Consider the following 16,618-nt stretch of genomic DNA (forward strand, 5'->3'; position numbering starts at 1 on the left):
CGATGCGTTGAGCTAACCGGTACTAATGACCCGTGAGGCTTAACCTTACAACGCCAGAGGCGTTTTGTGAGACGCGAGATTTTCAGCTTGTGACGGATAATTCTGCGCGGCCCGGCGAGGCGGCGCGGAGACAGAATTTGCCTGGCGGCCTTAGCGCGGCGGTCCCACCTGACCCCATGCCGAACTCAGAAGTGAAACGCCGTAGCGCCGATGGTAGTGTGGGGTCTCCCCATGCGAGAGTAGGGAACTCCCAGGCATCCATATTGGTATCTGCCCGAAAGGGTGACACCGGTTATCAGCGAGACCCCGCTGGTAGCAGCAGTATTCGGTGGTGCGGTAGTTCAGTCGGTTAGAATACCGGCCTGTCACGCCGGGGGTCGCGGGTTCGAGTCCCGTCCGCACCGCCACCTATACAGATAAGCCCTGACTGAAAAGTCAGGGCTTTTTCTTTTGCCTTAAAAAAACCTTCATTCGCACGCGATGATTCCGACAATTACGCACACCGATTGAAACGCCGGACTAAAATCCCTATAACAGACAGGTGCAACGGGTACGGAAGGAATTGGGCGATAACGTGCGAAAAAAAACTTATGCAATGCGATATGTCGCGGGTCAGCCGGTCGAGCAGATCTTTCCGCCGGGTGCCATGCTACATCTCGGCCAGGCGCTGCCTCCAGGTGCGCCGCTGTCGCCTGATGCCCATCTGAAAGTACTGGTCTGGAATATTTTCAAACAGCAACGCGCTGACTGGATGTCTGTATTACAGGGATTCGGCAAAGACGCTCACCTTGTGCTGCTGCAGGAGGCGCAAACTACGCCGGAGCTGGTGCAGTTCGCGACCAGCAACTACCTTGCCGCCGATCAGGTTCCCGCCTTCGTGCTGCCGCAGCACCCCTCTGGCGTGATGACGCTGGCGTCCGCTCACCCGGTCTACTGCTGTCCGCTGCGTGAACGCGAGCCGCTACTGCGTCTGGCTAAATCGGCGCTGGTCACCGCCTATCCATTGCCGACCGGCGACATGCTGATGGTCGTCAATATTCATGCGGTCAATTTCAGCCTGGGGATCGATGTCTACAGCAAACAGCTGGGGCCGATAGGCGAGCAGATCCTGCACCATAAAGGGCCGGTTATCATGGCGGGCGATTTTAATGCCTGGAGCCGTCAGCGCATCCATGCGCTTTACCGGTTTGCACGCGAAATGGCGCTAAAAGAGGTGAGGTTCACTGACGATCATCGACGTAAGGCGTTTGGCCGCCCCCTGGACTTCGTTTTCTATCGCGAAATGAACGTTAGTAAGGCATCGGTGCTGGTGACGCGCGCATCGGATCATAATCCGTTACTGGTAGAGTTTAACGCGGCACGCTGAGGTTAATGCTCCAGCAGAGCGATAGCGCGAACCGGTGAAGCGGAACCTCGCTCAATGCGCAGCGGCAGCGCGATAAAAGTAAAAGTGGGCGGTAAGCAGGAAAGATTCGCCAGATTTTCAATAATCACCTTATCGCTGCCTAACACCCGCTGATGAACCGGATTCTCTTCGCTGCCGAAAGCATCGATCGACAGCGCATCCGTACCAAACACGCTGACGCCTCTGGCGAGCAACATCTCCGCACCGGCGGCAGAGAGCCCCGGCCAGCCGGTTAAAAAGTCTGCCTGTTCGGGACGCCGCGCCCATTTTTCATCCCAGCCCGTATGAAAAATAACGATATCGTCCTGGACAATAGCGCCATTCTCTCGCTCCCAGCGGGTAATCTCCTCTGTACCAAAAGTAGAACCGGCCGCGACGTTTCGTACGTTAATCAGCACGCCGCGGCCCATCAGCTGACGCACATCTACCTGCTCGATAGTCTTTCCTTGCGGAATAAAATGAGAAGGGGAGTCAACGTGCGTGCCGCAGTGATCGCCCATCAGCAGTTGACAGTTATAGTTGCCATCTCCACCTGCGTAGCTTTCATTTTCACCGAGCATAAATTTAGGATGCGTCGGCCATACCGGCATCAACGGTTGATAGAGATGGTTTAGCTCAATCACCTTACTGTTACGTAACGCTGTCCAGAGTGGAGTCATCTTATCCTCGCTTAATTTTTACCGTTTCTTTGATAAGCAGCAGCGGCAGGCAGGAGAGCAGCAGCACCGCGACAATGACTGCGTAGTGGACGCCAAAGCCCCAGCTATGGATGATCCAGCCGCTTACCGGCGCCACCAGGATACCAGCGATACCTACGGCGAGGCCGATCATCAGGCCCATGCTGGAAGCGGCGGCATGGGGCGCAGAGTCAATCAGCAGCGCATAGGCAACCGGGTAGGGCGAGTTGCGAAACAGCCCCCAGAAAATCAGGATCGCCCAGGCGAGCGCGGCTGAATGAATAAAAGTGCAGAGCGCGCAGGCGACAATCCAGCCGGCAATAATGAAACCCAGCGACGATTTGCGTCCACGTATGTCAGAAAAGCTGCCCCAGAGGATCTGGCCTGCCCAGCCGGTAAGCCCCGATGCGCCGGAAATAATCGCCGCCGTGGAGAGATCGAGCCCCACCTCACGCGTCAGTTGCAGCGTAAGAAAGTTAGCGATACCCATCTCCGCCCAGGTAAAACCGAATACCAGCGCTATCGCCATCTGGCAGTTACGGTTTTTCAGGCAGCTGAAAGAGGACGCTAGACCGGATGACTGAGGACGCGGTTCAATGGGCCGCGTAAGACGGTTTTCATCGATCCAGCGGAACACCTTGCCATGATTCTTTTTGGTGCCGAGCAGCAGCTGCATAACCACGATGCCCAGTCCAATGAGCGGGATAAACAGAAAAGCGTGACGCCAGTCGCCGAAAGTCAGAATAGCGGCGATCAGAACAGGTCCGATAAACTGCCCCAGCGGAAAGCCGGTATGGTGAACGCCAATGGCGAATCCGCGGTTCTCTTTCTGCCACCATTCGCCGAGCAGCGCGACGTTGATGGGCTCAGAGCCGCCGGTGCCCATTCCCATGAATACGCGCAGCAGCTGAAAGGCACCCAGCGTCTTACAAAAGGCGGTCGCGACTCCGGAAACGATCTCTACCAGCACCGCCAGACACCAGCTATAGCAGCGGCGATAGCCCGTACCGATATAATCGGACAGCAGCCCGAACAGCACCGCGCCGGTCAGCGTGCCGATAAAGCTGAGTGAGTTGATCCAGCCGGCCTGCACCTCGCTGATATTGAAGTCTTTCATTATGGCGGGCAGCAGCGTAGGCAAAATAATACGGTCAATCGAGTTCATCAGTATCGCCAGCGTGGTGATCACCAGCATCCACCACGAAAGCGGATGGGCGCGTGGCAGCCAACCGCGTTTGACCGGCACGTTCCCGGCGTGATTCTCCTCGCCGGACTGCGTTTGTGAGGCTTTTAACTCCTGATCCAGGCTATCGCTCATAACCTTACCCTGTAGTGTTGGCCCTGGGGCGAAAGTGACTGCCGCAGTGCGGCATCGGTTATATCTCGCGCAACCACGCCAGAGGTAACAATCTGGCTACACGAAAACAGGGTTGTTAACATGGCCCGACATCTACTGCCATACAAGTATTTTGTGGTTAATAATTGATCGCCGTCACGCGTTTTAAGTGGTTAGCCTTCAAAAGGTAAGGCGCAGGAATAGAGAAGGAGAGGGGACAGAAATGAAAAAAGGCCAACAAATGTTGGCCTTTTCGACGCATCAGGTATCGGGCGATGCGCTATTATTTACGAAGAGCGTTAGCCTGTCGCCGGGCTGGATATCTTTCGTGCTGCTCAGGACCGTATTCCAGCGCATCACATCTTTGATATCGACGCCGTGGCGCCTTGCAATACTGGCAAGAGAATCACCTTTACGCACGCGATAGGTGATGCTGTTGCTATTATCAGCCAGGCTAGTGCCGCTGTCGCCGACGGTCAGCGTCTGACCGGGACGAATGTTGCCGCCCTGCAAATTGTTCTGTTGCTTCAGCGTAGCTACGCTGACGCCCAGTTTGCTTGCGATACCAGAAAGGGTATCGCCGCTGCGCACTTTATAGCTGCTGCCCGACGCGCTGTTTTTCGCCAGCTGGGTCGGCTGCACCGCTGCGATGTCGCCAGAAGCGAGCGAATTACGTAGCTGCGCGACATGGGACTTAGGCACTAAAATGTACTGCGGTCCGTTTGGCGCGGTCGCCCCTTTTTTATAGCCGGTATTGAAGCTCTTGAGCTTACTGAGCGACATACCCGCCATTTCGGCAGCCTGGGTCAACTGCATCTGCTGACCGACTTCGACGCGCGCCAGCGCGCGGCTTTCGTCAGGCGTCGGCAGTTTAATGCCGTAGCGCTTGTTGTTCTTAAGCAGATCGCTTAAGGCCAGCATTTTAGGTACGTAGACCGTGGTTTCGCGCGGCAGGGATAAACTCCAGAAATCGGTGGGCTTTCCACGCGCCTTATTCTGTTTTATCGCCTTCAGCACACGTCCTTCACCGCTGTTATAAGCCGCGACGGTCAGTAACCAGTCGCCGTCGAACATCTTGTTCAGACGTTGCATCATATCCAGCGCAACCTTGGTCGAGGCCACGACATCGCGGCGCCCGTCGTACCACTGGTTTTGTTTCAAACCATAGTTTTTGCCCGTTGTTGCAACGATCTGCCAGATGCCGGCGGCATTGGCGGATGAGGTTGCATGGGGGTCAAAAGCGCTCTCCACTATGGGTAGCAGTACCAGTTCCATCGGCATCTTACGTTTATGTATCTGCTCGACTATCCAGTACATGTACGGCTCTGCCCGTAATGTTACATCGTGGAGATAGCTCTTATTTTTTAAGTACTTTTGTTTTTGTTCGCGGATCCGGCTGTTTTCCGGAATCCCCATCTTCAACTCGTCACTAATGAAACTCCAGAGATCGCTATCTTCTGCGAGGCCAGTTCCATCTTCCTGCCATCGCGGCGACAACATTCGATCACCGTACTTTCCATTTTCACCTTGACCAGCTGAAGACAGACTCTGGGCATGCTGTTCGGGGATATTGGCGTCATTCCTTGATGCCTGACATCCCACCAGCAAGACCGAGGCGAGTAATATCGCTTTAGCCTTCATGTGTGTGTCAATAGTTCGCTTAAAAGACGAGCAACTATACGTGACGCCCTGTCACAACACAACCCGAAAAATCAAAACTTGTCTTTCTTCTCACGTAAAAGGGCGAATGTGTCCCATATGTGCCCGGGTGTTAAATTTATGTTTAATGCTCTTTGTAAATCAGGATCTTGCGTTCGAAGAAATAAATTTATTTGCCGTTCGTGCGCCAGTTTTGTGGGCAAAGTAATGCCGTTTTTGGCGCGTAAGTCCTTAATTTTCTGATATTCGGCCATAATTTGCGGGTCATGAGGCAGAATAGCCGCAGCAAACTTCAAATTAGATAAAGTGTACTCATGTGCGCAGCAAACAAGGGTGTCGCCGGGAAGCTGATCAAGCTTTTGAAAAGACTCATACATTTGCTCAGCCGTGCCTTCAAAAAGACGGCCACATCCGCCGGAAAACATTGTGTCTCCACAAAAAAGATAAGGCGAACTGTAATATGAGATATGTCCTAAAGTATGACCAGGGGTATGGATGACGGTGAACGTCAACCCCAGCAGCTCAACCGTATCGCCTTCGCTCACTATCCTGGTCGCGCCTTTATCTTCTGTTTCCTGTGGACCGAAAACCTCAAGGCCGGGGAATTTTTCCAGCAGCGCCTGTACGCCGCCGACATGATCGTGATGATGGTGAGTCAATAAAATCGCGACGGGTTTCCAGCGGTTCGCGTACACTTTCTCCAGCACAGGTTGCGCTTCGCCAGGATCGACAATCAGGCAGTTGCCCGCTTCGTCATTCAGCGTCCAGATGTAGTTATCCTGCAGCGCAGGAATACTGGTAAGATTCATAATCACCTCTCGCAGGCCGTTAGAAAAGGAAGATGGTAAAGCATGAAGCGCGCTAAAACACGCCAGATTCTGACTGCGCCGCACTCATGGCGTGATATGCCATGGGGAGACTATTTTCGCGACGCGCTGACTCAGCAACTACAGCCTTACCTTGGAAAGCTTTATGGCTTTCATATGCTTAAGATTGGCAACCTTAGTGCAGAAATCAACACCGAGCACTGCGCTATTTCACATCAGGTCAATGTCGGCAGCGAAGGCGAACTGCTGCAGGTGCTGGCGCAGCCGACTCAGCTACCCTTTGAGTCTAAATCTATTGATGCTTGTCTGCTGGCGCATACGCTGGCGTGGAGTCAGGACCCGCATCGGGTGCTACGCGAAGTGGATCGCGTGCTGATTGACGACGGCTGGATGATTATTAGCGGCTTTAATCCCTTCTCGCTGCTGGGCGTCAGTAAAGTGCTGCCTGGCATCCAGCGCAAAGCGCCGTGGAGCGGACGTATGTTCAGTCAGATGCGGCTGCTTGACTGGCTGAGCCTGCTTAATTATGAAGTGGTATTCCGCACCCGCTTTCAGGTGGTGCCCTGGCATCGGCAGGGCGGCAAGGTGATCAGCGCGCATCTGCCTGCGCTGGGCTGCCTCAATATCGTCGTGGCGCGCAAGCGCACCTTCCCGCTGACGCCGACGAAAGCGAAAAAGGCGCTCTCTAATGCGCAGCTACGCCCGGCGGTTAACGCCACGCGGCAGTTCCGCGCGGCGAAGGATCAGGATTCGACCTTATAGCCGATATCCTCTGACTGCGGACGCGACGCCGCGCTGCGCGCCAGCTCGTCGCAGCGTTCGTTCTCCGGATGGCCGGCATGGCCTTTGACCCACTCCCACTCGATCTCATGCCCGGCCAGCGCGCTGTCGAGGCGCTGCCAGAGATCGACGTTTTTCACCGGTTTTTTCTCTGCGGTTTTCCAGCCGCGCTTTTTCCAGTTATGGATCCAGCTGGTGATGCCCTGGCGCACATACTGGCTGTCGGTGCTCAAGACCACGTGACAGGGCTCTTTCAGCGCTTCCAGCGCCACAATCGCCGCCATCAGCTCCATACGATTATTGGTGGTGAGCCGGTAACCGGCGCTGAACAGTTTTTCGTGCTGACCGTAGCGCAAAATCGCGCCGTAGCCGCCGGGGCCTGGATTGCCAAGGCAGGATCCGTCGGTGAATATTTCTACCTTCTTGCGCATCTCTGGTAGACTTCCTTCTGATAAAAACGCCAAGTCTGACATAAAACGAATCCTATGAGCACTGCAAATAACCGCCAGATCGTTCTCGATACTGAAACCACCGGCATGAACATGATCGGTGTCCATTACGAAGGTCACCGCATCATTGAAATTGGTGCGGTAGAGGTGGTTAACCGTCGCCTGACCGGCAATAACTTCCATATCTATCTGCGCCCCGATCGGCTGGTGGACCCGGAAGCGTTCGGCGTGCACGGCATTGCGGATGAGTTTCTCGCCGATAAGCCGACCTTTGCTGAGGTAGCGGACGAATTCCTCGACTATATTCGCGGCGCCGAGCTGGTGATCCATAACGCGTCGTTTGATATCGGCTTTATGGACTATGAGTTTTCCATGCTGAACCGCGGCATTGGGAAAACAGAAACCTTCTGCCGGATCACCGATAGCCTGGCGATGGCGCGCAAGATGTTCCCGGGCAAGCGCAACAGCCTGGATGCGCTCTGCTCGCGCTATGAGATCGACAACAGCAAGCGTACGCTGCACGGCGCATTGCTCGACTCCGAAATCCTGGCGGAAGTCTTCCTGGCGATGACGGGCGGCCAGACCTTGCTGGCGTTCTCGCAGGAAGGGGATGGCGCGCAACAGAACGAGAGCGAAACCATTCAGCGCATCGTGCGTCCCGCTTCGGCGCTGCGCGTAGTGGCGGCGTCGGATGAAGAGGTGATAGCGCATGAGTCGCGGCTCGATCTGGTGATGAAAAAAGGCGGAAGCTGCCTGTGGCGCGGTTAACAAGGGCGTTTCGCCGGTTAAATCAGCGTTAAGCGTAAAAAAACAGCAAACGCGTCGCGCGGCGATAAAAAGCGTTGACGGGGTTACGAGGGGCCATTAATATGCGCCTCGTTCCCGACGGGGAACACAGCGCGGTGCGGTAGTTCAGTCGGTTAGAATACCGGCCTGTCACGCCGGGGGTCGCGGGTTCGAGTCCCGTCCGCACCGCCAACTCTTCAGAAAGGCCGATTCAGCAATGAATCGGCCTTTTGCTTTTCTGACGTTTCAATCCTTACTCTTTCTGCATTGCGATACCGCCGGCGAAAGGCTTCACCGCGCCCGCTTCACGCTCGTTGCGCGCCAGATAGCGATAGCATCCGCCGCCCAGCGCCGCGCCGATAAACCAGCTAAAGCTGGCGGCCTCATGCAACGCTGGCACAAAGCTAATGATGAGGCCGATGCCGACCGACGGCAACAGCGCAGCGATCGCTTTCGGGTTAAAGCCGCCGCGATACCAGTAGCGGCCCTGCGGCGTCGCATCGAAGAGGTCGTCGACAGAGACGCGGCTGCGTTTAATCAGATAGAAATCTGCCAGCAGAATGCCAAACAGCGGCCCGATAAAGGCGCCCAGAACGTCGAGGGTATAGTGGATCAGCTCCGGCGACTGGAACAGGTTCCACGGCGTCAGCAGCACGGAGCCGACCGCGGCGATCATGCCGCCGGTGCGGAAACTGATTTTCTGCGGCGAGCAGTTAGAGAAATCGAATGCGGGCGACACGAAGTTCGCTACGATATTGATGCCGATAGTCGCGGCGATCATGGTCAGCAGGCCGATAGCCACCGCCACATCGTTGCCAACCATGCTGACGGTCTCAATCGGATCGGTGATCATTTTGCCGAACAGTGACTGGGTGCCAGAGACGATAACCACCGTCACCACGGAGAAGAGTAAAAAGTTAAAGGGCAGGCCCCAGCGGTTGCCGCGGCGAATTTCGCCCATGTTTTTGCCGTAGCGCGCGAAGTCGCCAAAATTAAGCAGCGGCCCGGAAAAGTAGGAGACGACCAGCGCGGTAGCGGTAATCATCTGCCAGCCCTGTTCGCCTGCGCTCAGCGACTTGCTCGACAGCGTGAAAGAGATACCGTCAAAGCCGATCTTGTATACAATCCAGCCCGCCAGCGCCACCATCACCACATAGACGGCAGGGCCTGCCACATCAATAAAGCGCTTAATAGCGTTCATGCCGTGCCAGAACACCATCGCCTGTAAAAGCCACATCACGCTGAAGCAGCACCAGCCGAGCAGCGACAGGCCCAGCCAACTGGCGTGGGTCATGGACGCCAGCGTAGGAAAGAATTTCAGCAGCACCAGCATCAGCGCATTGGCCGCCAGCCAGGTCTGAATACCGTACCAGGCGAAAGCGATCAGTCCGCGGATCACCGCCGGTATATTCGCGCCGAAAACGCCAAACGCCTGACGACAGATAACCGCATAGGGCACGCCCGCCATCTGGCTCGGCTTCGCCACCAGATTCGCGCACAGCTGCACGATGCAGATCCCCGCCAGCAGGCAAATCAGCACCTGCCAGCTCGCCAGACCAAGCGTAAAAAAGCTGGCGGCGACAACATAGCCGCCCATGCTGTGCACATCCGACATCCAGAAAGAGAAGATGTTGTACCACGTCCAGCTCTGATGGCGCGTCGGCGCCAGATCCTCGTTGGTGAGGCGTGGACTGTAGCGCGCGTGGGCATCAGCAGCCGACGCAGAAGAATTTTTTCGAGAGTTTGGCATGAAACCTGCTCCTTTTAACGACGTTTATTGGTCATAGCAACGTAAAAGGCTGTTGCAGGATCCAGGCCACAATTGAAATCTTGTATACAAAAAAATCTCTTCGCGTATACGATAAGCGCACGCAGCCTTTCAAGGGAGCCGGATATGAAAAGTGAAAGAGGCCAGACGCTGGCCGTCGATCGCGGGGATAAAGACGAATCTATCTTTCAGGCGTTGATGAACGCCATTGTGGAGCATCAGCTGCCGCCAGGCAGCAAACTGCCGGAGGAGGCGCTGGCAGAGGTATTCGGCGTCAGCCGCACCGGCATTCGTAAGGTGCTGCAGCGCCTCGCCGCAGTGCAGATGGTGACGCTATTGCCCAGGCGCGGTGCACAGGTGGCCACGCCCGGCGTTGACGAAGCGCGCGATATCTTCCGCACTCGCGCGCTGATCGAATGCGGCAATCTGCCCACCGTGCTGGCGCATCTGCAGCCGCCGCATCTGGCGGGACTGACGCAGCGCATCGCGCAGGAGCAGCAGGCGCATGAGGCTCGCGACGGCGCGGCGGCTATCCGCCTCTCGGCCGCCTTTCATATCGAACTGCAGGCTATTGCGGGCAATCAGGTGCTGACCGAACTGGTGACGCGCCTGACGCAGCGCTCTTCGCTGGTGATTGCCGCCTGGGGCGCGCCCTGGCAACAGGGCTGCCGTTGTGACGATCACGATCGCCTGGTCGCCCATTTGCGCGCTGGCAATCTTGCCGCGCTGACCGAGGCGCTGCAGCAGCACTTCGATCATATCGTCTCCAGCCTGCATTTTGAGCGCAGCGGCGAGACGCTGCCCGATTTCTCACGGTTATTTGCCGGTCATAAAGAGGTGACATCATGAGCTTGATCCAGGTGATCAATCCTAATACCAGCCTCGCGATGACGGAAACGATCGGCGCGGCGGCGCGCGCGGTGGCAGCGCCAGGCACTGAAATTATCGCGGTCTCGCCGTCGCAGGGCGTGCCCTCGATTGAAGGCCATTTCGACGAAGCTATCGCGGCGATCGGCGTGCTGGAGCAGGTAAAGCGCGGCAAAGCGCAGGGCGTCAGCGGCCATGTTATCGCCTGCTTTGGCGATCCCGGCCTGCTGGCGGCACGCGAGCTGGCCAGCGGGCCGGTAATCGGCATTGCCGAGGCGGCAATGCACACCGCGACGCTGGTGGCGACGCGCTTTTCCATTGTCACCACGCTGCCGCGTACGCTGACGATTGCGCGCCATTTGCTGCAGCAGTACGGCTTCACCCATCACTGCGCCGCGCTGCACGCGATCGATCTGCCGGTGCTGGCGCTGGAAGATGGTTCGGGCGTTGCGCAGGAAAAGGTGCGCCAGCGCTGCCTTCAGGCGAAGCAGCAGGATGGCTGCGGCGCGATTGTTCTGGGCTGCGGCGGGATGGCGACGCTGGCGCGCGACCTGACGCAGGAGCTGGGTATGCCGGTTATCGACGGCATCAGCGCGGCGGTGAAAATGGTTGAGGCGCTGGTGGCGCTTGGCTTTGGCACCAGCAAGCACGGCGATCTTGACTGGCCGATAGCTAAACCTCTCTCTGGCGCGTTTCAGCATCTAAACTAACGTGACCTTGCCGCAATTACACAGGAACTGATGAATGGATAGTTCACCCAAAAAAGAGTACAGCTTTAACAAAAACTATCCGCGCGATCTGATCGGCTACGGTGCCACGCCGCCGCATGCCGCCTGGCCGAACAAGGCGCGCGTGGCGGTACAGTTCGTGCTCAACTATGAAGAGGGCGCAGAGAACAACGTGCTGCACGGCGATGCCGGATCCGAGCAGTTTCTCTCCGACATTATTGGCGCGGCCAGCTATCCCGACCGCCATATGTCGATGGATTCACTCTACGAATATGGTTCGCGCGCCGGCTTCTGGCGTATCCACCGCGAATTCCAGAAGCGCGGTTTACCGCTGACGGTGTTCGGCGTTGCGATGGCGCTGGCGCGTCATCCAGAGATCGTCGACGCGATCAAACAGGCCGACTATGACGTGGTAAGCCACGGCTGGCGCTGGATCCACTACCAGGCGATGGACGCCAAAACCGAGCGTCAGCATATGCAGCAGGCGGTAGACGTGCTTACTGACCTGTTCGGTAAAGCGCCGACCGGCTGGTACACCGGGCGTGACAGCCCCAACACGCGGCGGCTGGTGGTCGAGCAGGGCGGCTTTAGCTACGACAGCGACTATTACGGCGACGATCTGCCGTTCTGGACGCAGGTCACCTGTCAGGACGGCACTGTGAAGCCGCATCTGATTATCCCCTACACGCTGGAGTGCAACGATATGCGCTTCGCCACGCCGCAGGGCTTCAATACCGCCGAGCAGTTCTTTACCTACCTGCGCGACACCTTTGACGTTTTGTATGAAGAGGGCGAAACCCAGCCGAAGATGATGTCGGTCGGCATGCACTGTCGTCTGCTGGGGCGGCCAGGGAAATTCAAAGCGCTGCAAAACTTCCTCGACCATATCCAGCAGTACAGCGACGTCTGGATCTGTACGCGCCAGCAGATCGCCGATCACTGGGCCGCGACCCATCCGGCGCCGCAGCCCTGAAAAAACAGGGCGCGGCTGCTCAGACAGCCGCGCCTGCCTGCTGCCGTTAAAAAACTGTAACTGGCTATTTAGCAGGAAATTTAATGCTTCCCCTCAACCGTTAGCCTTTTGTGCGCCTCATAAAGCGCCTTATTCCGCGTTTTATTAACGTTTCCTAAATGAAATAAAAATATTTGCGCAACAAAATTAATTAACAACGGTTAGGTTCCGCGCCGCTCAGCGGAATGTTACATATTGCCTGCCGCCTGGTTTTCGCTTTGCGTTTATAGATATTCCGCTGAGATTTTTCATAACGGAATAAGGAATTGTTTTGATGAGCAAACTTTCCAGAAGGAACTTTATGGCGTTCGCCGCAGGCGGAACGGTGGCGCTGGCGGCAGGACAGGTGCACGCCCACGATAGCATCGCCTCCTGGCCCGCCGGCACGCCGCGCGATCCCGGCCCGCACGATCCAGCGAGAGAAGCGCAAAATCCCGATATCGTCGACCCGCCCGCCACCGACAGCGGTACGCTGCCCAACCTGCGCTTCTCTTTTAGCGACGCGCACGTTCGCAAAGGCAGCGGCGGATGGACGCGACAGGTGACGCAGCGCGAGCTGGGTATCTCCACCACCATCGCGGGCGTCGATATGCGGCTTAACGCAGGCGGCATCCGCGAACTGCACTGGCATAAAGAGGGCGAGTGGGCTTATATGACCTTCGGCCAGGCGCGGGTTACCGCTTTTGATACTGAAGGCGGCTGGTTTGTCGATGATATCGGCGTCGGCGATCTCTGGTATTTTCCGCCGGGCATACCCCATTCGATTCAGGGACTGGGACCAGACGGCTGCGAATTTCTGCTGGCTTTTGACGACGGCAGCTTTGATGAGGACAGCACCTTTCTGTTATCGGACTGGTTCAAACATATTCCGCCCGATATCCTGGCGAAAAACTTCAGCGTGCCGGTCTCAACCTTTGCAAAGCTACCTTCGCCGGATGACGAATATATCTTTGCTGGCAAGGTGCCGGGCAGCCTGGCCTCGGACGCGATTCAGGGCGCGCCGAAATCCAAAAAAGTCTTCACGCATCATATGCTGGCGCAGAAGCCGATAACCGCCCCGGGCGGCACGGTGAGAATTACCGACTCCTCTAACTTTCCGGTATCAAAAACCATTGCGGCCGCGCTGGTGGAGATTGCGCCGGGCGGTATGCGCGAACTGCACTGGCATCCCAATAACGATGAGTGGCAATACTATCTGGAGGGAGAGGGGCGCATGGGCGTTTTCGCCTCATCCGGTCAGGCGAGAACCTTCGACTACCGGGCGGGCGACGTCGGTTACGTGCCTTTCGCCATGGGCCACTATATTGAGAATACCGGCAAAGGGCCGCTGCGGTTTCTGGAGCTGTTCAAGAGCGACTACTATGCCGATATTTCGCTTAACCAGTGGCTCGCCAGCACGCCGCGCGAGCTGGTGGCGCAGCACCTGCAGCTTGATGACGCGTTTTTATCAGCGCTCTCGCTGCAAAAGAATCCGGTAATCAAATAACCGCCAGGGCTGGTGCTACGCCAGCCCTGCGTAGTTGTCTGAATCCTGAAGTACCTGCAAAACCCGTGGTTGTTACGGTTAAAGCAATCAGCGACAATGGCCGTTTCCATAATTTTTTCTGATGAGTGAGTGTCGTGAACATGACTGAACCGCGTCAGGCGAAGTGGAGAGGCACGTTGCGCACTTTTCTTGCCCGCTTCTGGCCGCATCCGCTGCCGGTGGCAAAAAAACAAATTGTTATCGCCAGTATCGGCGCCGGCCTTGGCCTGACCATCACCAGTCTGATCAGCCACTGGCTACTGGGACAGGTCAATTTATGGTTTGTCGCGCCGATGGGGGCTTCCGCCGTGCTGCTGTTCGGCATCCCCAACAGCCCGCTGGCGCAGCCCTGGTCCATTGTCGGCGGCAATATGGTGGCGGGTGCGATTGGCGTGACCGCCGCCATAACTATTCCTTATGCTCCGCTGGCCTGCGGCGTCGCCGCCTGCCTGGCCATTGCGGTGATGTTTCAGCTGCGCTGCCTGCATCCGCCCAGCGGTGCGGTGGCGCTGACCGCCATTCTCGGCGGCGGCAACGTACATCAGCTGGGCTACCACTATATTCTGACGCCCGTGCTGCTTAACTCCCTCTGTCTGGCGCTGCTGGCGATTATCTTCAACAACCTGGCGGGCCGTCGCTATCCGCATCCGCTGGCCTCAACCGAGGCGAAGCCCGAACCGGTCGCAATCGATGTACCGATTACGCGTGACGATCTGCACCAGGCGCTGGAAAGCGGCCAGCTGCTGGATATTGATGAAGACGATCTCCAGCAGCTCCTGCAGCGCGCCGAGGCGATTGCGGTTCAGCGGCAGGCGCAGCGCGCCCGCTAATCTCAGCTTTCGCTCATCAAACTGACCTGCGCGGCGACGATACGCCAGCCGTCCGGCAGCCGGACCCAGCTCTGCTGCTGGCGGCCAGTTTTAGTTGTGCCTTCGCGCGTGAACTCGGTGCTGCAAACCGCATACTCTTCACCGAAGGTGGTAATGACGCTGTTACGCAGGGTGCGCGCCAGTCCGGCGGCGGGACGCTGGGCGCGAAAGGCGCGGATCTGCTCGATGCCGTAGAGGTTCTCGCCCGCGCCGAGCCGCACGGTACGCTCATCGTGCCAGAAGAGGGCGTCCAGCGTATCGATATCATTGCTCACCAGCGCCTGCTCGTAGCGGTGAAAAGCGGCCGTTACCTCCGCCACGACGTGCGGCAAATTAATCTCTTCAGTTCTCATTTCGTTTATCCAGACAGGCTGGCGCCAGGGTAATGCCCTGCTGCTCAAGCGCAAAGGCGACGCGCAGCGCGGCGGTTTCGTTAAAGGGTGCCGCAATCAGCTGTAGTCCGATCGGCAGGCCGCTTTTCGTCGCCAGCGGCACGCTGCACACCGGCAACCCCAGGAAGGAGATTGGCTGCGTCAGCATGCCCATGCTGGCGCGCGAGGGCAGATCGACGCCGTTAATGCGAATGCTTTCCTGACCGATCGGCGGCGCGACGCAGGGCGTGGCGGGCGCGATCAGCACATCGAAGCGCTCGAACAGCGGCAGAACCTGCTGCTGGAAATGGCGGCGGAAGCGCTGCGCCTGCACATACCAGGCGGCGGGCAACATCGCGCCCGCCAGCAGCCGCTCGTGCGAAGCGGGTTCGAAACGCTCTGGCGAGGCGCGCAGCGCGGGCAGATAGAGATTGCCGCCTTCGCAGGCGGTCAGGATAAAGGCCGCGGAACGCGCCAGCTCCGCTTCCGGCAGCGTCACCTCATCGCTGATATCCAGCGCCTGAGCAGCCCGCGCCAGCGCGTCGCGCGCGTCGTCGTCGCACCAGGCAGAGAAAAAGCCGCTCAGCAGCGCGCAGCGCTGACCGCGCACTTCCAGTCCGACCAGCGTCGGATCGGCAGGCCGGTCCGCCTGGAAGGCGTCATCGGCGTCGCGGCCCTGCAATATGTCATACACCAGCGCCAGATCTTCAACGCGGCGCGCGAAGGGGCCAATATGGTCGAGGCTGCCGACAAACGGATGACTGCCGCTGCGCGACAGGCGGCCAAAGGTCGGCTTCAGGCCGAAGATGCCGCACAGTGACGCAGGCACGCGAATTGACCCGTTGGTGTCGGTGCCGAGGGAGAAGTGCGCCAGCCCGGCCGCCACCGCCGCAGCGGAGCCGCCCGACGATCCGCCCGCCACGCGCGTCAGGTCATGGGGATTGCGCGTCGCGCCGAAGTGGGTGTTCTCAGTGGTAAACCCATAGGCGTAGGCATCCATATTCAGCATGCCGGAGAGCAGCGCCCCGGCGCGGCTGAGACGCCTGATCGCCCAGGCGTCCTGCGTCGCCGCAGGACGATCCTGAAACAAGGCGGCGCCCGCCAGCGTGGTATGTCCCGCCACGTCGAACAGATTCTTCACCGCATAAGGAATGCCCGCCAGCGGCGGCAGGTTCTCGCCGCGCCGCCGCTGCGCATCGATCGCGTCAGCCTCGCGCAGCATGCGTTCGGCCGTAACGTCGGTCCAGGCGTTAATCGCCCGGTGGCGCTCAATGCCTTGCAGCGTCTGCTGCGCCACCTCGCGCGCGCTGAGATCGCCGCGCTGGATCGCCTGCTGCAGCGCCTGGAGAGAAAATTCGCTGAGGTTCATGGATGAAATACTCCCGCCACTTCCAGCCTCTCATCGAGAGGAAACGCCATCAGCGGCGCTGCCAGCGCGGCGATGCGTTCCAGCTGAATGACCAGCTCGGCGCGGCGCGCGTCGTCCAGCTCCAGCGTCAGCAACTGCTCCATCTGCGCCAGATAGCGCGCCCAGTCTGTGGTCTGATTCATCTTATTTC

At 58.0% G+C, this 16,618-nt stretch carries 17 protein-coding genes, 2 tRNA genes and 1 rRNA gene; 11 read left to right on the plus strand and 9 right to left on the minus strand.

What is annotated here, in order from left to right; genetic code table 11:
* The first annotated feature begins 140 nt into the window (after window positions 1-140).
* The 3 genes from rrf (at window position 141) to EKL29_RS06675 (ending at window position 1,366) form a co-directional block, all read left to right on the plus strand.
* A 5S ribosomal RNA gene (gene rrf / locus EKL29_RS06665) occupies window positions 141-256 on the plus strand.
* Window positions 257-330: 74 nt separating this feature from the next.
* A tRNA-Asp gene (locus EKL29_RS06670) sits at window positions 331-407 on the plus strand.
* A gap of 167 nt (window positions 408-574) precedes the next feature.
* Complete coding sequence (locus tag EKL29_RS06675) at window positions 575-1,366, plus strand: endonuclease/exonuclease/phosphatase family protein (RefSeq protein ID WP_120452808.1); 792 nt, start codon at window positions 575-577, stop codon at window positions 1,364-1,366.
* 2 nt (window positions 1,367-1,368) lie between these two features.
* Here EKL29_RS06675 and EKL29_RS06680 read toward each other — a convergent pair whose 3' ends face one another.
* The 4 genes from EKL29_RS06680 to gloB all read right to left on the minus strand — a co-directional run bounded on the left by EKL29_RS06680 (window position 1,369) and on the right by gloB (window position 5,886).
* Complete coding sequence (locus EKL29_RS06680) at window positions 1,369-2,064, minus strand: cyclase family protein (protein WP_126689171.1); 696 nt, start codon at window positions 2,062-2,064, stop codon at window positions 1,369-1,371.
* A 1-nt stretch (window position 2,065) separates the two neighbouring features.
* Window positions 2,066-3,400: an MFS transporter gene (locus EKL29_RS06685; RefSeq protein ID WP_126689172.1), complete on the minus strand. Its 1,335-nt coding sequence runs from the start codon at window positions 3,398-3,400 to the stop codon at window positions 2,066-2,068.
* A 279-nt stretch (window positions 3,401-3,679) separates the two neighbouring features.
* The gene (mltD, locus tag EKL29_RS06690) at window positions 3,680-5,059 is read right to left on the minus strand and encodes a murein transglycosylase D (protein ID WP_120451120.1); all 1,380 of its coding nucleotides are present in this window, start codon (window positions 5,057-5,059) and stop codon (window positions 3,680-3,682) included.
* Window positions 5,060-5,130: 71 nt separating this feature from the next.
* Window positions 5,131-5,886 (minus strand): hydroxyacylglutathione hydrolase, encoded by a 756-nt coding sequence (gene gloB, locus EKL29_RS06695; RefSeq protein WP_126689173.1) that lies wholly within the window; start codon window positions 5,884-5,886, stop codon window positions 5,131-5,133.
* A 42-nt stretch (window positions 5,887-5,928) separates the two neighbouring features.
* Here gloB and EKL29_RS06700 point away from each other — a divergent pair, with 42 nt between their 5' ends.
* Complete coding sequence (locus tag EKL29_RS06700; RefSeq protein WP_120451122.1) at window positions 5,929-6,666, plus strand: methyltransferase domain-containing protein; 738 nt, start codon at window positions 5,929-5,931, stop codon at window positions 6,664-6,666.
* On the opposite strand, the gene rnhA is transcribed toward EKL29_RS06700, so the two are convergent.
* The gene (gene rnhA / locus EKL29_RS06705; RefSeq protein WP_120451123.1) at window positions 6,648-7,115 is read right to left on the minus strand and encodes a ribonuclease HI; all 468 of its coding nucleotides are present in this window, start codon (window positions 7,113-7,115) and stop codon (window positions 6,648-6,650) included. The genes EKL29_RS06700 and rnhA overlap by 19 nt on opposite strands.
* Before the next feature lie 54 nt (window positions 7,116-7,169).
* On the opposite strand from rnhA, the gene dnaQ reads away from it, so the two are divergent.
* Together dnaQ and EKL29_RS06715 are read left to right on the plus strand one after the other, a co-directional pair.
* The gene (gene dnaQ / locus EKL29_RS06710; RefSeq protein WP_126689174.1) at window positions 7,170-7,901 is read left to right on the plus strand and encodes a DNA polymerase III subunit epsilon; all 732 of its coding nucleotides are present in this window, start codon (window positions 7,170-7,172) and stop codon (window positions 7,899-7,901) included.
* Between the two features lie 133 nt (window positions 7,902-8,034).
* Window positions 8,035-8,111: transfer RNA gene (locus EKL29_RS06715), tRNA-Asp, on the plus strand.
* Window positions 8,112-8,172: 61 nt separating this feature from the next.
* Here EKL29_RS06715 and EKL29_RS06720 read toward each other — a convergent pair.
* Complete coding sequence (locus tag EKL29_RS06720) at window positions 8,173-9,669, minus strand: NCS1 family nucleobase:cation symporter-1 (protein ID WP_126689175.1); 1,497 nt, start codon at window positions 9,667-9,669, stop codon at window positions 8,173-8,175.
* Between the two features lie 144 nt (window positions 9,670-9,813).
* Between EKL29_RS06720 and EKL29_RS06725 the strand changes: the two genes are divergently transcribed.
* The 5 genes from EKL29_RS06725 to EKL29_RS06745 all read left to right on the plus strand — a co-directional run bounded on the left by EKL29_RS06725 (window position 9,814) and on the right by EKL29_RS06745 (window position 14,649).
* A complete protein-coding gene (locus EKL29_RS06725) occupies window positions 9,814-10,536 on the plus strand; it encodes a GntR family transcriptional regulator (RefSeq protein ID WP_126689176.1) in 723 nt (240 codons plus the stop codon).
* The gene (hpxA, locus tag EKL29_RS06730; RefSeq protein ID WP_126689177.1) at window positions 10,533-11,264 is read left to right on the plus strand and encodes an allantoin racemase; all 732 of its coding nucleotides are present in this window, start codon (window positions 10,533-10,535) and stop codon (window positions 11,262-11,264) included. Before EKL29_RS06725 ends, hpxA begins: the two co-directional genes overlap by 4 nt.
* A gap of 34 nt (window positions 11,265-11,298) precedes the next feature.
* Window positions 11,299-12,255: an allantoinase PuuE gene (gene puuE, locus EKL29_RS06735; RefSeq protein WP_126689178.1), complete on the plus strand. Its 957-nt coding sequence runs from the start codon at window positions 11,299-11,301 to the stop codon at window positions 12,253-12,255.
* Window positions 12,256-12,568: 313 nt separating this feature from the next.
* Window positions 12,569-13,780: an oxalate decarboxylase family bicupin gene (locus tag EKL29_RS06740; protein WP_120451129.1), complete on the plus strand. Its 1,212-nt coding sequence runs from the start codon at window positions 12,569-12,571 to the stop codon at window positions 13,778-13,780.
* A 140-nt stretch (window positions 13,781-13,920) separates the two neighbouring features.
* Window positions 13,921-14,649, plus strand: a complete 729-nt coding sequence (locus tag EKL29_RS06745; RefSeq protein WP_126689319.1) for an HPP family protein — start codon at window positions 13,921-13,923, stop codon at window positions 14,647-14,649.
* A gap of 2 nt (window positions 14,650-14,651) precedes the next feature.
* Here EKL29_RS06745 and hpxZ read toward each other — a convergent pair whose 3' ends face one another.
* Genes hpxZ through hpxX form a run of 3 tightly spaced genes read right to left on the minus strand, consistent with a single transcriptional unit; the run spans window position 14,652 to window position 16,610 of the window.
* The gene (gene hpxZ / locus EKL29_RS06750) at window positions 14,652-15,041 is read right to left on the minus strand and encodes an oxalurate catabolism protein HpxZ (RefSeq protein ID WP_120451131.1); all 390 of its coding nucleotides are present in this window, start codon (window positions 15,039-15,041) and stop codon (window positions 14,652-14,654) included.
* Window positions 15,031-16,428: an AtzE family amidohydrolase gene (locus EKL29_RS06755; RefSeq protein ID WP_126689179.1), complete on the minus strand. Its 1,398-nt coding sequence runs from the start codon at window positions 16,426-16,428 to the stop codon at window positions 15,031-15,033. The genes hpxZ and EKL29_RS06755 overlap by 11 nt, the downstream gene beginning before the upstream one ends.
* The gene (gene hpxX / locus EKL29_RS06760; RefSeq protein ID WP_126689180.1) at window positions 16,425-16,610 is read right to left on the minus strand and encodes an oxalurate catabolism protein HpxX; all 186 of its coding nucleotides are present in this window, start codon (window positions 16,608-16,610) and stop codon (window positions 16,425-16,427) included. Before hpxX ends, EKL29_RS06755 begins: the two co-directional genes overlap by 4 nt.
* Window positions 16,611-16,618: the final 8 nt, after the last annotated feature.

Origin of the sequence: Pantoea sp. YU22 (genome assembly GCF_003970755.1) — a bacterium.
Taxonomy (GTDB): domain Bacteria; phylum Pseudomonadota; class Gammaproteobacteria; order Enterobacterales; family Enterobacteriaceae; genus Pantoea; species Pantoea piersonii.

What these genes read in the sequence shown, in the direction of transcription:
- EKL29_RS06725 (WP_126689176.1), top strand. Translation starts at nt 9,814, where the DNA reads ATGAAAAGTGAAAGAGGCCAGACGCTGGCCGTCGATCGCGGGGATAAA.
- dnaQ (WP_126689174.1), top strand. Translation starts at nt 7,170, where the DNA reads ATGAGCACTGCAAATAACCGCCAGATCGTTCTCGATACTGAAACCACC.
- EKL29_RS06745 (WP_126689319.1), top strand. Translation starts at nt 13,921, where the DNA reads ATGACTGAACCGCGTCAGGCGAAGTGGAGAGGCACGTTGCGCACTTTT.
- mltD (WP_120451120.1), bottom strand. Translation starts at nt 5,059, where the DNA reads ATGAAGGCTAAAGCGATATTACTCGCCTCGGTCTTGCTGGTGGGATGT.
- EKL29_RS06700 (WP_120451122.1), top strand. Translation starts at nt 5,929, where the DNA reads ATGAAGCGCGCTAAAACACGCCAGATTCTGACTGCGCCGCACTCATGG.
- gloB (WP_126689173.1), bottom strand. Translation starts at nt 5,886, where the DNA reads ATGAATCTTACCAGTATTCCTGCGCTGCAGGATAACTACATCTGGACG.
- EKL29_RS06720 (WP_126689175.1), bottom strand. Translation starts at nt 9,669, where the DNA reads ATGCCAAACTCTCGAAAAAATTCTTCTGCGTCGGCTGCTGATGCCCAC.
- EKL29_RS06685 (WP_126689172.1), bottom strand. Translation starts at nt 3,400, where the DNA reads ATGAGCGATAGCCTGGATCAGGAGTTAAAAGCCTCACAAACGCAGTCC.
- hpxZ (WP_120451131.1), bottom strand. Translation starts at nt 15,041, where the DNA reads ATGAGAACTGAAGAGATTAATTTGCCGCACGTCGTGGCGGAGGTAACG.
- puuE (WP_126689178.1), top strand. Translation starts at nt 11,299, where the DNA reads ATGGATAGTTCACCCAAAAAAGAGTACAGCTTTAACAAAAACTATCCG.
- rnhA (WP_120451123.1), bottom strand. Translation starts at nt 7,115, where the DNA reads ATGCGCAAGAAGGTAGAAATATTCACCGACGGATCCTGCCTTGGCAAT.
- hpxA (WP_126689177.1), top strand. Translation starts at nt 10,533, where the DNA reads ATGAGCTTGATCCAGGTGATCAATCCTAATACCAGCCTCGCGATGACG.
- EKL29_RS06680 (WP_126689171.1), bottom strand. Translation starts at nt 2,064, where the DNA reads ATGACTCCACTCTGGACAGCGTTACGTAACAGTAAGGTGATTGAGCTA.
- EKL29_RS06755 (WP_126689179.1), bottom strand. Translation starts at nt 16,428, where the DNA reads ATGAACCTCAGCGAATTTTCTCTCCAGGCGCTGCAGCAGGCGATCCAG.
- EKL29_RS06740 (WP_120451129.1), top strand. Translation starts at nt 12,569, where the DNA reads ATGAGCAAACTTTCCAGAAGGAACTTTATGGCGTTCGCCGCAGGCGGA.
- hpxX (WP_126689180.1), bottom strand. Translation starts at nt 16,610, where the DNA reads ATGAATCAGACCACAGACTGGGCGCGCTATCTGGCGCAGATGGAGCAG.